Source organism: Nocardia sp. NPDC051756 (assembly GCF_040681495.1).
Taxonomy (GTDB): domain Bacteria; phylum Actinomycetota; class Actinomycetes; order Mycobacteriales; family Mycobacteriaceae; genus Nocardia.
In genome coordinates, this window is the sequence record NZ_JBFAYV010000007.1 from 234898 (window position 1) to 248716 (window position 13819).

Here is a 13819-nt window from a genome sequence, read left to right on the forward strand (position 1 = left end):
AGCCGAGAAGATTGCGCGCTCAACGGGCTTGACGGTTCGATGACTCGAAATTTAGGGTGACAGAAATCGATTTCTGAGACCGACGTCACACCACGTGGATCAGTCGCTCGCGGCAGCCACTCGTTGACGAGGGGGGAGCCAGCCCCGTGACCGGTACCGATGGCCACGCGCCGTTGCTCGCCATGAGCGGCATCGTCAAGGAATTCCCCGGGGTGAAAGCGCTACGCGGAGTGGAACTCACCCTGCGCACCGGCGAGGTACTGGCACTGCTCGGCGAAAACGGCGCGGGCAAGTCGACTTTGATGAACGTGCTGGCCGGTGTGTTCACCCCCGACGCGGGCACCATCGAAATCGATGGCAGCCCCGTACATCTGCGCTCCCCCAAGGACGCCGCCCGGCACGGCGTCGCGATGATCCACCAGGAACTGAACCTGGTCCCGGAGCTGTCCATTGCCGATAACATCTTCCTCGGCCAGGAACGACGCACCGCCTGGGGCACCCTCGCGCGCGCGGACATGGACGCGCGCACCAGCGAACTGCTGGCTCGGGTCGGTCTGGACCTCAAGCCGCGCAGGCTGGTTCGGCAATGCCGCCTCGCCGAGCAACAGCTCATCGAGGTCGCCAAGGCGCTCAACCACGACCTGAAGATCCTGGTGATGGACGAGCCGACGTCGGCGCTCACCGAGGCGGAGGTGGACCGGCTGTTCGCCGTCATCCGGAACCTCACCGGGCACGGCGTCGGCATCATCTACATCTCGCACCGCATCGAGGAGTTGGAGGAGATCGCCGACACCGTCACCGTGCTGCGCGACGGCGCTTATGTGGCGCAGCGGCCGATGAAAGGCACACAGCGGACCGAACTCATTCAGTTGATGGTGGGGCGTCCGCTCGGTGAGCTGTTCCCACGCAGCGCCGAGCAACACGCGGGCGGGCAGGTGCGCCTGACCGTCGAGCATCTGACCACCACGCCGGCCATCGACAGTGACGCAGTTCCGTTGCACGACTTGTCATTCGAGGTAGCCGAGGGCGAAATCGTCGGGCTGGCCGGATTGATGGGGGCCGGGCGCAGCGAAGTCCTCGAGGCCCTCTACGGCGCGGCCACCGGAGTCAGCGCGACGATCACCCTCGCGGGTCGCCGCTACCGGCCCCGCAGTCCGCAGCACGCCATCAACCGCGGCATCGCGCTCGTCGCCGAGGACCGCAAGGCACAGAGCCTGATGCTGGCCAACACCGTGCGATTCAACGCTTCGCTGGCCTCGCTGAATCGCTACCTGCGTCCCTGGCGAACGGTCGACGCGAAACGAGAGCGCGCCGCGGTCACGGCGAAAGTCGTTGAGCTGAAGGTGAAGACAGCGTCGCTCACCACCATCGTCGACACGTTGTCCGGCGGCAACCAGCAGAAGGTCGTCCTCGCCAAGTGCCTGCTCACCCATCCGTCGGTGCTGCTGATGGACGAACCCACCCGCGGCATCGATGTCGGTGCGAAAGCCGAAGTCCATGCGCTGATGGACGAATTGGCCCGGCAGGGCGCGGCGATCCTCGCGGTGTCGTCGGAACTGCTCGAACTGATCGGCATGTGCGACCGCATCCTCGTGCTGTGCGAGGGCAGGCTCACCGGCGAGTTCCATCGAGATCCGGCCCGTGGCGCGCCGTTCGACCAGGAGGCGATCCTCGCGGCCGCGATGGCCAGGGCGCCCGCCACCGGCGTGCGCCGCGAAACCGGGTGAGGCCGAACCGAAACGACCTCCCAGCCGACGCAGTGCGACACACCAGGATCGAGAATGACGGACAGCAGAACTCCCGCCGATGATCAGCGTTCCGTGGCGTCGGCGATGTGGTCACGCGTGACCCGGCTGACGCCCTATCTGGGTGCCGCACAGGGCTATATCGGTCTGCTGCTGGTGATTCTGATCGGCATCAGCACCAAGGGGCAGTACTTCTGGAACCAGACCAACATCACCAACGCGATCACGGCGTTCTCCTCCCGCGGCATCCTCGCGGTCGGCGTCACCCTGGTGATCATCACCGCGGGCATCGACCTGTCCGTCGGCTCGATCCTCGGCATCGGCTCGATGACCGCCGCGATGCTGCTGGTCCACCACAGTCTCGACCCGTGGCTGATCGTCCCGGCATGTGCGCTGGTGGGCGCGTTCTTCGGGCTGTGCAACGGACTCGGCACCACGGTGCTGCGGATCCAGTCGTTCGTCATGACCCTGGCCATGTTGTCGGTGGTCCGCGGCATAGACAGACAGGTGTCGGGCAATGTCGCCGTCGGTACGGCGGTCTACGACGAGAACGGGCATCTCACGCCCACCGCGTCCGAGTTCGCGCTGCTCGGCACCCCCGGCCACACACTGTTCAAAGGCACCTGGCTGCCGCTGTTCGGCACCGCCGGAATCTCCTATCCGGTACTCGCTTTCGTCGCCGTCTGCATCGTCACCCAGCTTGTCCTGTCCAAGACGACGTTCGGGCGGCACATCTACGCGGTCGGCGGCAATCCCACTGCCGCAAGGCTTTCCGGCGTCAACGTGACGCTGGTGATCATCGCGGTCTTCACCCTGTCCGGCATGCTCGCCGGATTCGCCGGACCGATCGACGCCGCCTATCGAGCGTCCGGAGATCCGCTGGCGGGCACCGGTTACGAGCTGGACGCCATCGCCGCAGCGGTCATCGGCGGGGCCAGCCTGGCCGGCGGAAAGGGCGCAATCACCGGCACTTTCGTCGGCGCGCTCATCCTCACCCTGCTCGACAACGTGCTCGGCCTGAACGCGGTCAGCGACAACGCCCAGTTGATCATCAAGGGCCTGATCGTCGTGGTTGCCGTTGTTCTGCAACGGCCAGGATTCTTCCGCGGTCTCACCGGACCGCTGGCCCGATGGCTACCCCGCGGGCCGGGCGATCGCCGCCCGCACGAAAGCAGCGGCACCTGATGCCGTTTCGCGACCGCGGCCGCGAGGCCGAAGTCGTTGCCCACCACCTGTTTCCAGGAGTGAAAATGCGATCCATTCGCCGCTCAGTTCTCACCGCGGTCGCGCTGTGTACGACGGCCGTGGCCGCCGCGGCCTGCGCGTCCAACCCGCCGAGCCCGTCGGACGGCGGCCAATTCGTCATCGGCTATTCGCAATCCAACAATGCCGAGCCCTATCGGGCGCAGCTCAACCTGCAATTGCAGTACTTCGCCAAGCAGCACCCCGATTTCAAACTGCTCCCGATCACCGATGCGCATCAGGACAGCGCGACTCAGGTGAGCCAGGTGCAGACCTTCATCCAGCAGAAGGTCAACGCGCTCATCGTCTCGCCCAACGAGCCGGCACCGCTCACCGCCGCCGTGCAGCAGGCGTGCGATGCCAAGATCCCGGTGATCATCTTGGATCGCAACGTCAATACCGACTGCTTCGACTCGTTCATCGGTGGCGACAACTACCTCATCGGCAAGCTCGCCGGCGAGGCCGCGGTGCAGGCGCTGCCCAACGGCGGCAATGTCGTCGAACTGCGCGGCATCCTGTCCGACCACCCACAGATCGACCGCGACAAGGGTTTCCGGGACGCGATCGCCGGCCACAACCTCACCATCATCGAGGACCAGGAGGCGAAATGGTTGAAGGCCAACGCCACCACGGTGACTCAGCAATGGCTGTCCAAGGGTGACAAGATCGACCTCGTCTACGCGCACAACGACGATATGGCGCTCGGCGCCCAGCTCGCCATTCAGGGTGCGGGCAAGGCCGGTTCGATTCAGATCATCGGCATCGACGGGCTCGCCATTCCGACCGGCGGAATCCGCGCGGTGCAGAACGGTCAGCTGCTGACGACGTTCGTGTATCCGACCGGCGCCGAGCAGGCGGTCGCCACGCTGGAGAAGTTGCTGCACCAGCAGCCGGTGGAAAAGAAGCAGGTCCTGGACACGGTGCAGGTGACGCCGGCCAATGCCGCGCAGATCTATCAGCAGTACGACATGTCCGACAAGTTGGGCAAGTAACTCCGACGATCCCGGTCTCCGCGTAGTTGCGTAACACGCTGGCCGCCAGCGCGATTGAACTTATGCGACGACGGGACTGTGCCATGTATGAACTGCGACAACGGCAACCGTGGCGATTAGGGCAGCTGTGGTGGATCGGGCGACTGTGGCGATTGGTGCTGTTGCACCGATTGCTCGGCCACCAATTCTGGCGACCGTTTCTCGGTATGGTGGCGGCCCTGGTGCTGGTCATCGGCGGGATGGTGTTATTCCAATTCGACGACCCGGCACCGAATCCGCAATGGCAAATCTGCACATTGCCGGTCATCAAACCGCCACCCCCGGATCCGAGATGCCAGCCCGGTCAACCGGGCAGGCCGAATCGCTGACCGCGACCCGCGTTCCGGGCAGTACCGCGGTGGGCGGGCACCGTGGTCGGATCCTCCGGCCACGCGTGTTTGGGGTAGCGGCCGCGTAGGTCCGCGCGGACTTGGAGCCAGCCGGTCCGCCAGAAGGAAGCCAGGTCCGCGGTCACCGCGACGGGGCGTTGGGCGGGTGAGAGTAGGTGCAGCACAATGGGGACGCGGCCGTCGGCGAGGCGTGGGGCGTCGGTCCAGCCGAAGACCTCTTGCACTTTGACCGCGAGGACCGGCGGGTCGGTCGAGTAGTCGAGGCGGGGGTGGCTGCCGGACGGGACCAGGAGGCGTTCCGGGGCGAGTTCGTCCAGACGGGTGGCGTCCGGCCAGGGCAGTAGGCGGCGCAAAGCCTGTCCCGCGTCGATGCGTTCGAGATCGGCGCGCTTGCGGGCGGTGGCCAGTTCGGGGCCGAGCCAGTTGTCGGCTGCGGCAAGTAGCGAGTCGTCATCGACCGCGGGCCACGGTTCGCCGAGGGTGCGGTGCAGGAAATCGAGGCGCTGGCGTAGAGCGGTCGCATCGGGACTCCAGCGCAGGAGGGTGAGACCGGACGAGGTCAGTCCGTCGCGTATCGCGGCGCTGAGCAACTCGCGGTCCGGGTTGCGAATCGGCTTCTCCGACAGCACGATTGCGCCCAGACGTTCGACTCGTCGGGCGACCACGTCGCCGTCGGTCCAGGCAACCTCGTCGACGGTGGTCACCAGGTTCGATGCGGCGCGGCGGGCCAGTTGTTCGTCGGCGACCGCGGCCGACCGGATCCATCCGTCGGAGCGGCCCGGATCGCGGGTTGCCACGCCGACTGCCAGCCACTCCGCGTCGCCCAGTCCGGAGCCGTGCGGCAGCGTCGCGGCGGTTCCGCCGACCATCAGATAGCTCGTGGATCCCGGTCCGCGCCGGCGGGCCAGTCGCTCCGGATGTGCCAGTGCGACAACCAAAGCCGGGTCATCGATGCCCTCCGCCGGCTCGACCAGTCGGGCCAGTCGGTCGGCCTCCTTCCGCCAGCGGGCCGGTCGCTCGCGTCGCAGGGTGCGCAGACCGGCCGTGAGATCGACTCCGGCGATGAGGGTGTCGTCGTCGAGGACGGTGACCACCTCTGCCGCTGCCCGCGCGCCGACCTCGGGCGCCCCGTCGAGCAATGCGCGCGCCAGCCGGGGATGCAGGCCGATCCGGGCGATGGCCCGGCCGCGGTCGGTCACCGCGCCGTCGCCGTCCACCGCGCCCAACGCGCGCAACACATCCCGGCCGGCGGCCAAACCGCCGGGTGGCGGGGAATCCCACCAGGCGAGGCCGTGACCGTCCGCGGTGCCCCAGCACGCGAGTTCCAATGCCAGCCGGGTCAGATCCGCCGTCCGGATTTCCGGCTCCGGATAGGCGGGCAGCGTGCTGTGCTCGTATTCCGGCCAGCAGCGCCACACCTGACCGGCGGCCTCGCGTCCGGCGCGACCGGCGCGCTGTGCCGCCACCGCCGCCGAAACGCGAACTGTCGCAAGGCCGGACAGTCCTCGTCCGCGATCGATGCGGGGGACTCGGGCCAGTCCCGAATCCACTACGGCTCGGACTCCGGGTACCGTCAAACTGGACTCCGCCACCGCCGTGGACAGCACCACTCGCCGCCGCGTGCCCGGCCGCAAAGCGGTGTCCTGCCCCACGGCGGAAAGCCTGCCGTGCAGCGGAACGATATCGACGCCGTTCAGATCGGCCAAAAACGTTGTTGTCCGGCGGATTTCGGCTGCCCCGGGCAGGAAGACGAGTACGTCCCCAGTGGTTTCGGCGAGCGCCGCGCGGGTGGCGCGGGCTACCTGCGCTTCGATCCGCTCTCGTGGCAAAGGTGGCACGTAGGTCATCTCCACCGGATACGCCCGCCCCTGAACCTCGAGCACCGGTGCCGCTCGGTCTCCGCCCAGCAGGACCGAAAGCCGTTCCGCCGCAACGGTCGCCGACGTGGCGAGCACCCGCAGATCCGGTCGCAACCCGGCCCGGGCATCAAGGAGCAACGCCAGCAACAAATCCGCGTCGAGATGCCGCTCATGGCACTCGTCGAGCACCACCACATCCACCCCCGCCAACTCCGGATCGCCCTGTAACCGGCGCACCAGCAAGCCCGACGTCACGACCTCGACCCGCGTCGCCTTCCCCACTCGCCGGTCCCCGCGAACCGAATACCCGACGGTCTCACCGACCGACTCCCCCAGCAACGCGGCCATCCGCCCGGCCGCGGCGCGGGCCGCCAACCGGCGCGGCTCGGCCACCAGCACCCGCCCGCTGGTCCCCGCCGCCAACGCCAGCGGCACCAGGGTCGTCTTGCCCGTCCCCGGCGGCGCGACCAGCACGGCAGTCTCGTGCTCGGCCAGGGTCGCGACGATTCGATCGAGCGCGCCGCGGACCGGCAGATCGGGAAGTTCAGGCAGTTTCATTACCGAACAGTCTGCAACCTCGGGTCCGAACGCCGACATCGGCCGTGACGTGATTCGTCGAACATGGCGATCCGGGGCACACTCGAATGCCGCTCCCCAGTTGCTGCCGAAACACGTCTCCATCGTGAAAACAGTTGCTGTGACCGACAATTGATAGACACCGTTCGTCGCCCGGTGACGCGCTTCCGAAGGGCTGATTCGATGACTTCCATGACTGCTCTACTCGTCGCCGGACTGCTCTGGGCAGCACCGACCGTACCGGTCGACCCGGTCTGGCTGCATGACGACAGCTACGTCTCCGGCGGCAAAGCCACCGCTTACATCGACGTGCACTGCCCGAAGGGACAGCAGCGCTGGACGCTGACCGTCCGGCTCACCGCGGTCAAAGCAGGCCGGCCGACGGCCACCGGAACCACCACCAATTCGCCGGTGGCCTGCGACGGCGAAACCCAGTGGCGCCAGCACCCGATCACCGTCCGCCCGGACAACGCCCCCTTCTTCGCCAGCCGCGACGCGCAGAACGTGGGCGTCGCCGAACTCCGCGACCCCAGCGGCAAATTGGTCGGCACCAGCACCCGCCGGATCTATTTCTACGCTTGGGACTGAACTACCTCAGGGCTGATATTCCTGCACGTAGACCGTGTCGACGCCCAGCGAACCGACCACGGTGCCGCCGCCCGGGTGCCCGAGTGGGGTGGTCCGGCCGGGTAGCGGCTCGGCGAAGAAGCGTGCGTTCTCGATGACGAACTGCTCCTGCCCGGCGGGAATGTCGTCCTCGAAGTAGATCGCCTCGACCGGGCACACCGGTTCGCAGGCCTGGCAGTCGACGCATTCGTCGGGCTGGATGTAGGCCATGCGGTCGCCGACGAAGATGCAGTCGATCGGGCACTCCTCGATGCAGGCCTTGTCCAGGACGTCCACGCAGGCCGCGCCGATCACATACGTCACAGTGTTTCTCCTCTGTCGTTCTCGACCCACCGGCCGGGATACGTCTGATCCTTATGCCCGCCGACGTGCGCAAGTAGAGGTCCACAGCGCATCACCTCATAAGCTGTCCTTATGACCTTGCCGCCGGGGACGCCTGACCTCGAGGTGCTCGACCTGCTCGTTTCGGTGGCGGAGTTGGGCAGCCTCGGCGCGGCCGCCCGCCGCCACGGCATCAGCCAGCCCGCCGCCGGCATGCGACTCAGCGCGCTGGAACGGCGCTTACACCTGCGGCTGCTCGACCGCGGACCCACCGGCTCGTCACTGACCGACGCCGGTCACACCGTCGTCGAACTCGCCCGCCCGGTGCTCGCCTCCGCACGCGCGCTCACCGACGGCGTCGCGGACCTGCACCGCGCCACCCGGCCGAGCCTGCGCGTCATGGCCTCGACAACCATTGCCGACCATCGAATTCCGCACTGGCTCAACGCACTACGCAACATTCACCCGGAACTCGCAGTGGCACTGGACGTTGCGAACTCCCGCCAGGTGACCGCGGCCGTCCGCGACCGCGAAGCCGAACTCGGCTTCGTCGAAGGCCCCCATCCCCCAACCGGATTGGGCACCCGCATCCTCGCCACCGACGAACTCGTCGTGGTCGTCGCCCCCACCCACCCCTGGGCCACCCGCCGCCGCCCGATAACCCCGCGCGAACTCGCCGACACCCCACTCCTGTGGCGCGAGAAGGGTTCCGGCACCCGCGACACGGTCTGGGAAGCCCTCGAAATCCACACCACCCCCGCCCACCCCGCAGCCGAACTAGGTTCCGCCGCAGCAATTCTCACCACCGCCCGCAGCGGCGCCGCCCCCGCCGTGGTCAGCCGCCTCATCGTCGCCCACGAACTCCGCGCAGGCACCCTCCACGAAGTCCCCCTGGCCACCACCCTCCCCCTCACCCGCAAATTCCGCGCCATCTGGCACCGCCGCACCCCACCCAACGGCCCCGCCGCCGACCTCGTAGACCTCGCCGCCCGCATAGAATCCGCCCGCACCCGCAGGCACTAGCTCTGCCGAGGCCCTCCCGGATCATGCCCCGTCGGCCATCACGGACGGCTGGTCCGGCAAGAGAAGCGGGGATGGCCCGTCGTCATCCGCGTCGTCATCGGTACTGGACGCTTCTCCGTAATCACGAATCTCGAGCATGCCGCCAGGGAAGTTCACAAGCCTTGTACGCCAAGTCATCTCGACTCCTCTTCGTCGTTGGCCGGACTCAGACGGAATACCTTCCAGCTCCGAGCACTGATCACGACGGTATGAAACGTCGATCCACGCGGTCTACAACTTGGCCGAACTTTCCCAGATTGGACGAATATGTAGCGAAACCTTTGCCCGGAGCAGGACCATGATTGTGCGCCGCCAATCGGCGCAGATCGCCGAACAGGGGGCAGGACCATGTGCCTTACATTCCTCGGCAAGGGCGGCTCACAGGTGAACGAGTGCCCGAGCCTGTACGTAACCGAACGGGGATACGTCGTTCAGGGCTGGCGGACCGGCCGGCACGGCACGGTCGAGATACCGCATCTTGGTCGATGATCGAATGAAGTCGGCGGGTGTGGCGATATCGACCGATCCTGGACTGGTTGCGTACTGCCGGTCCGTCAGACAACGCCTCTGGACTCTCGCGACACCGTACGCCGAGTACGTGACCAACGCTGCTACCCAGACGGTGAAGTGACCGGAAGTCTCCAAGAAGCAAGGGAGGCGCTCGGGCAACGGCTTCGGGAGCTACGCCGAGCCGCCGGCATGTCCGGGCGCAACCTCGCCGAACTTGCCAGCTGGCATGAATCGAAGGTATCGAAACTCGAGCACGGCACCCGCCCACCCTCGGAGTCCGATCTTCGAACCTACTGCGACATCCTCGGCACACCCGAACAACTTCCGGATCTGCTCGCCACGGTCCGCAATATCGACAGCGCATATGTGGAGTGGCGGCGCATCCTCAGCGCGGGCACCCGGCGAGGACAACACACGCTGACAAAGCTTGCCGAGCGAACGAAGCTGATGCGGATCTATCAGCCGTATGTCGTGCCCGGCCTGCTGCAAACCGCCGAATACGCCGAGGCGATTTTGCGACAGGCTATCGACTTCTACGGAATCCCAGAAGATCTCGACGATGGGATCGCGAAACGGCTTCAGCGACAACAAATTCTGTATCACGGGAGCCGACGATTCCACATCCTGATGGGCGCGCAAGCGCTGGCGACCGGTGTAGCCGGCAACGACGTGGGCGTCTCCGCAGAGCTGAAGGTGACCCAGCCACGTGAGATCGCCCTCTATGGCAAGGCATTCGACATCCTGGCCCGTCAGTCCATGACAGGTGACGCAGCACGAATACTGCTCAGGACCGAAATCGACAGGCGCAGGCGGTGAGGTGCGGAATTACAGTCTGGCTGCCGCTTCCATCATCAAAATGCGGGAGGCGGTGGGGGTTTCGGCTTGGACGGCCAGGCGGTCCATCACTTCTCGGTAGAGGTGGAGGTCTTCGCGGCGATCCAGGTAGAGGGCGGTGGTGAGTTGTTCGAGGTAGACGATGTCGGGGAGTTCTGCTTCGGCGAAGCGGAGCATGGTGAAGGAGCTGCCCGCGGCGGCGTTGCCGCCGGAGCGGTAGGACAGGACCTGGATGGTGACGTGCGGCTTGTTCGACATCTCCACGAGGTGTTCGAGTTGCGCGCGCAGCACTTTCGGGCCGCCGACGGGGCGGTGCAGGACGGCCTCGTCGAGGACGGCCCACAGGGTCGGGCCGCCGCGCACGTTCAGGATCTTCTGGCGTTCGGTACGCAGCTCGACGCGGCGGGCGGCTTGCAGGTCCATGCTCTGGTGCTGATTACGTTGCTCGAAGTGGCGCGCCATCTCCGAGTTCTCGTAGGCCACGGCGACGACCGCGGTGGCGTAGTCCTCGGTTTGCAGCAGGCCCGGAACCAGTTGGCCCTCAAAGGTTCTGATGGTGCGCGCGGCGCCTTCCAAGCCGAGGTAGGTCTCGAACCAGGCCGGCAGCAGGTCGTTGTAGCGATGCCACCAGCCGGGTTCGTTGGCCTTGCGGGCCAGGTCGAGGAACATCGTGCGCTGCTCATCGTCGATGACCCCGTACAGATTCAGCAGGTCGACGACGTCGCGTTCCTTGTACCCGGTCCGGCCGAGTTCGAGCCGGCTGATCTTGGCGTGTGAGCCGCGAATGTGTTCGCCTGCGGCTTGCGGCGTGATACCGCAGGCCTCGCGCAGCTTGCGCAATTGGCCGCCGACCGCGATTCGGAGCGCCGTCGGGCCGCGTTCCGCGACACTCGAGTCGACGCTGATCCGACGCGCTTCTGCGACCATGAGCTTCTTCTCCGAACTTGGAAGTCGACCGGCGGGAGCCGCGGACGTTACCGCCGCGAACTACACCCCGTCCATTTCGATGGTATCGCCCAATCCCGCCAGATCAATCGAACTGCGCCGCAACAATACAGATTCATGGGTTGACCCTGACGCTGGGTCAATCGTCCAATATGGGCGGCATGAACATAGATACCGACCAGTTCACCGTCCGCCGGGCGGGCGTCTCGATCCCGGTGTCGCGCGGTGGCGAGGGGGCACCGCTGGTGCTCTGTCCTGGCCTGACCTCGACACAAGCGGAGCTGCACGAACTCATCGAGCTACTGCGGCGCGACTTCGACGTGCTGAGCTTCGACCTGCGCGGGCACGGTCTTTCGTCGGCGGCCGACCGATACTCCTTCGCGGAGTTCCTCGACGATCTCGCCGCGGTACTGGCGGCGCTCGATCTGCCCGCGCCGATGCTCGCCGGCCACTCCTACGGCGCCGACTTGATCGTGCACTACGCCGCCGAACATCCCGGCACCGTCGGCGAACTCGTGGTCATCGACGGCGCGAACCCGATACCCGCACCCTTCATCACCGCGGCTGACCTGCCGGAATTCCGTGCGCTGTGGGAGTACACGACGCAGATGACCAAGAGGGGCACCCCGAGCCAGGTGCTGCTCACCGCACCGGAAATCCTCGCCCTCAACCTCGAACTGGACGTGCTCCGATCCGGCATCGACCTCGACATCGACGTGGTCGGACCCGGAATCCTGGACCGCTACCGGAAGATCGACTGCCCGATCCACCTGATCCAGGCGGCGTCAATGGCGAGCGACAACGCCGAGGGCCGGGCACCGCGCCACAATCGCCTCTGGCAAGCCGGCTTCGACCGGCTCCTCCGCGAACGGCCGGACATCTCCAGCACCTCGCTCGCTGCCACGCACGCCCTGGTCATCACCCACGCTCGAGAAATCGCCCAGATCATCCGGAGCGCACATGCCCGGACCGATTGAGCGGCTTCCGTTTCCCGAAAGACTGGTCCGATGCTGACCATCGGCGAACTGGCGTCCTATGCCGGAGTAACGGTGCGCGCGATTCGGCACTATCACGCCAAAGGTCTACTGCCCGAACCTGATCGGGACCACGCCGGCTATCGGAGGTACAACGCCGCCGCGGTTGTCGAGCTGATCAAGATCCGCACGCTCGCCGAAGCCGGGGTCCCGCTGGCGCGCGTGCACGAGCTGCTCGAAGCCGACGCGGACGAGCTCGCCGCGGCGGTCGCGGAGATCGACAAGCGGTTACGGGCGGAGATCCGGCAAAGACAACAGCACCGCGAGCGGATCGCCCGCCTCGCCGCCGGAGACAGCCTCGCGTTACCGCCCGCGGTGGTCGAGTTTCTCGATCACCTGCGGGCGCTCGGCGTAGACGAACGCATCGTCCAGGTCGAACGCGACGGCTGGATCCCCCTCGCCGCCCACGCACCCGAGCGCGTCCCGGAGCTGATCGCCCGCAAACGCGAACAGATCACCCACCGGCCGCTCAGCGACTTCTATCTCACCCTGAGCCGAGCCCTCGACCAGACCGACAGCGACCCCCTCCTCATCGAGCTGGTCGACAAGATCGCCGCCTACCTCACGCAACTGGCCGACGAACAGGGCGAGGACTACGTCGGTGGCGCCATCGAACCATCCCTGGCCGAACTGCTCGACACCCTGACATTCGATACCGCACCCCCGGCCCGCCGGCTCATCGAACTGCTCAACGAACGCGGCTGGACCGGCTGGACCAAGCTCGAACGAATCGCGCAGCCGGACCTTCCGCCGCGATCCGATGCAGGAGAACCCCGATAAGCCGAGCCGCGTGTTCTAAAGGGCCGCAGCGCCTTTTGCCCGCAGCGTCGCGGTGGCGATCTCCAGGAAGTCGCGCAGCACCTTGTCGCGCCGGTCGGCGGCAACGACCAGGCACGTCTCGATTTGCTCGGCGTCGGTGACCGGGACGTGGACGAGGTCGGGGCGGGCGTAGGAGACGGCGACGGTCAGCGGGAGGAGCGCGATTCCTCGCCCGGAGGCGATGAGTTCGAACTTCTCCTCCAGTGAGCCCGTTCGCCTGGTCGGTACGTCGAGCATCTGTTGGTGGTCGAGGTCGGCGAGGGTGAGCTCGGGACGTGGCGCCAGCGGATGTGTCACGGGCATGCAGGCGACCCGGGACTCGCGCCCGATCGGGATGGCGCGCAACCCCGAATCGTCGAACGGCCTTCGCAGGTAACCGATCTGGGCCCGCCCGTCCCGCAGCGGCGCGGCCGGATCCCACCAGCGCGCCGGGATCACGTCGGTCACCACCTCCGGATGGCGCTCGGCAAACGCCCGAATCGCTTCGGACACATGCAATCCCGCGGAGAAGGCGACCACGATCCGCCGGACATCCCGCTCGACGTCGTGCACCCGCCGCACCGCCGCGTCGACCGTCGCGAGAATCCCCTGCGCATCCTCGTAGAGCTGCCGTCCGGCGGCGGTCAACTCCACGCTGCGGGTGCTCCGCACGAACAAGGTGCAGGCCAGTTCCTGCTCGAACGCCCGGATCTGCCGGCTGAGCACGGGCTGGGCGATGTAGAGCTGTTCGGCCGCCCGGCCGAAGTGCCGCTGCTCGGCCACCACCACGAAGTAGCGGAGTTTGCGCAGATCGAGATCCATACCTTTAGGGTATCAATTGTCGGGAAGGGTATTGGACGGCACCGGGTAGCCGGCCCGAGACTC

Annotated in this window: 13 protein-coding genes; 9 read left to right on the forward strand and 4 right to left on the reverse strand. The window is 66.7% G+C overall.

The annotated features are described in order from the left end of the window. The first annotated feature begins 146 nt into the window (after positions 1-146). The 3 genes from AB0M22_RS31175 (at position 147) to AB0M22_RS31185 (ending at position 3979) form a co-directional block, all read left to right on the forward strand. Positions 147-1727 carry a sugar ABC transporter ATP-binding protein gene (locus AB0M22_RS31175; protein WP_364734522.1) on the forward strand — a complete coding sequence of 527 codons (1581 nt, stop codon included), beginning with the start codon at positions 147-149 and terminating at the stop codon, positions 1725-1727. A gap of 54 nt (positions 1728-1781) precedes the next feature. Continuing rightward, positions 1782-2930 carry an ABC transporter permease gene (locus AB0M22_RS31180; RefSeq protein ID WP_364734524.1) on the forward strand — a complete coding sequence of 383 codons (1149 nt, stop codon included), beginning with the start codon at positions 1782-1784 and terminating at the stop codon, positions 2928-2930. Positions 2931-2995: 65 nt separating this feature from the next. Continuing rightward, positions 2996-3979 carry a substrate-binding domain-containing protein gene (locus AB0M22_RS31185; RefSeq protein ID WP_364734526.1) on the forward strand — a complete coding sequence of 328 codons (984 nt, stop codon included), beginning with the start codon at positions 2996-2998 and terminating at the stop codon, positions 3977-3979. Between the two features lie 343 nt (positions 3980-4322). Here AB0M22_RS31185 and hrpB read toward each other — a convergent pair whose 3' ends face one another. After that, positions 4323-6785, reverse strand: a complete 2463-nt coding sequence (gene hrpB, locus AB0M22_RS31190) for an ATP-dependent helicase HrpB (RefSeq protein ID WP_364734528.1) — start codon at positions 6783-6785, stop codon at positions 4323-4325. 210 nt (positions 6786-6995) lie between these two features. On the opposite strand from hrpB, the gene AB0M22_RS31195 reads away from it, so the two are divergent. After that, complete coding sequence (locus tag AB0M22_RS31195) at positions 6996-7391, forward strand: hypothetical protein (protein WP_364734530.1); 396 nt, start codon at positions 6996-6998, stop codon at positions 7389-7391. A 6-nt stretch (positions 7392-7397) separates the two neighbouring features. Here the strand turns inward: AB0M22_RS31195 and fdxA are convergent, their stop codons facing one another. After that, positions 7398-7733: a ferredoxin gene (gene fdxA / locus AB0M22_RS31200; RefSeq protein WP_364734532.1), complete on the reverse strand. Its 336-nt coding sequence runs from the start codon at positions 7731-7733 to the stop codon at positions 7398-7400. A gap of 111 nt (positions 7734-7844) precedes the next feature. On the opposite strand from fdxA, the gene AB0M22_RS31205 reads away from it, so the two are divergent. The 3 genes from AB0M22_RS31205 (at position 7845) to AB0M22_RS31215 (ending at position 10139) form a co-directional block, all read left to right on the forward strand. Beyond that, complete coding sequence (locus tag AB0M22_RS31205; RefSeq protein WP_364734534.1) at positions 7845-8774, forward strand: LysR family transcriptional regulator; 930 nt, start codon at positions 7845-7847, stop codon at positions 8772-8774. 532 nt (positions 8775-9306) lie between these two features. Further along, positions 9307-9444, forward strand: coding sequence for a DUF6879 family protein (locus AB0M22_RS31210; protein ID WP_364734536.1), 138 nt, complete (start codon positions 9307-9309; stop codon positions 9442-9444). After that, positions 9441-10139 (forward strand): Scr1 family TA system antitoxin-like transcriptional regulator, encoded by a 699-nt coding sequence (locus AB0M22_RS31215; RefSeq protein ID WP_364734538.1) that lies wholly within the window; start codon positions 9441-9443, stop codon positions 10137-10139. Before AB0M22_RS31210 ends, AB0M22_RS31215 begins: the two co-directional genes overlap by 4 nt. A gap of 9 nt (positions 10140-10148) precedes the next feature. Here AB0M22_RS31215 and AB0M22_RS31220 read toward each other — a convergent pair whose 3' ends face one another. Then, positions 10149-11084: a helix-turn-helix transcriptional regulator gene (locus tag AB0M22_RS31220; protein WP_364734540.1), complete on the reverse strand. Its 936-nt coding sequence runs from the start codon at positions 11082-11084 to the stop codon at positions 10149-10151. Positions 11085-11263: 179 nt separating this feature from the next. Between AB0M22_RS31220 and AB0M22_RS31225 the strand changes: the two genes are divergently transcribed. Further along, positions 11264-12079 carry an alpha/beta hydrolase gene (locus AB0M22_RS31225; protein ID WP_364734542.1) on the forward strand — a complete coding sequence of 272 codons (816 nt, stop codon included), beginning with the start codon at positions 11264-11266 and terminating at the stop codon, positions 12077-12079. Between the two features lie 30 nt (positions 12080-12109). Continuing rightward, complete coding sequence (locus AB0M22_RS31230; RefSeq protein ID WP_364734544.1) at positions 12110-12916, forward strand: MerR family transcriptional regulator; 807 nt, start codon at positions 12110-12112, stop codon at positions 12914-12916. Between the two features lie 15 nt (positions 12917-12931). On the opposite strand, the gene AB0M22_RS31235 is transcribed toward AB0M22_RS31230, so the two are convergent. Further along, positions 12932-13756, reverse strand: a complete 825-nt coding sequence (locus AB0M22_RS31235; protein WP_364734546.1) for a LysR family transcriptional regulator — start codon at positions 13754-13756, stop codon at positions 12932-12934. Positions 13757-13819: the final 63 nt, after the last annotated feature.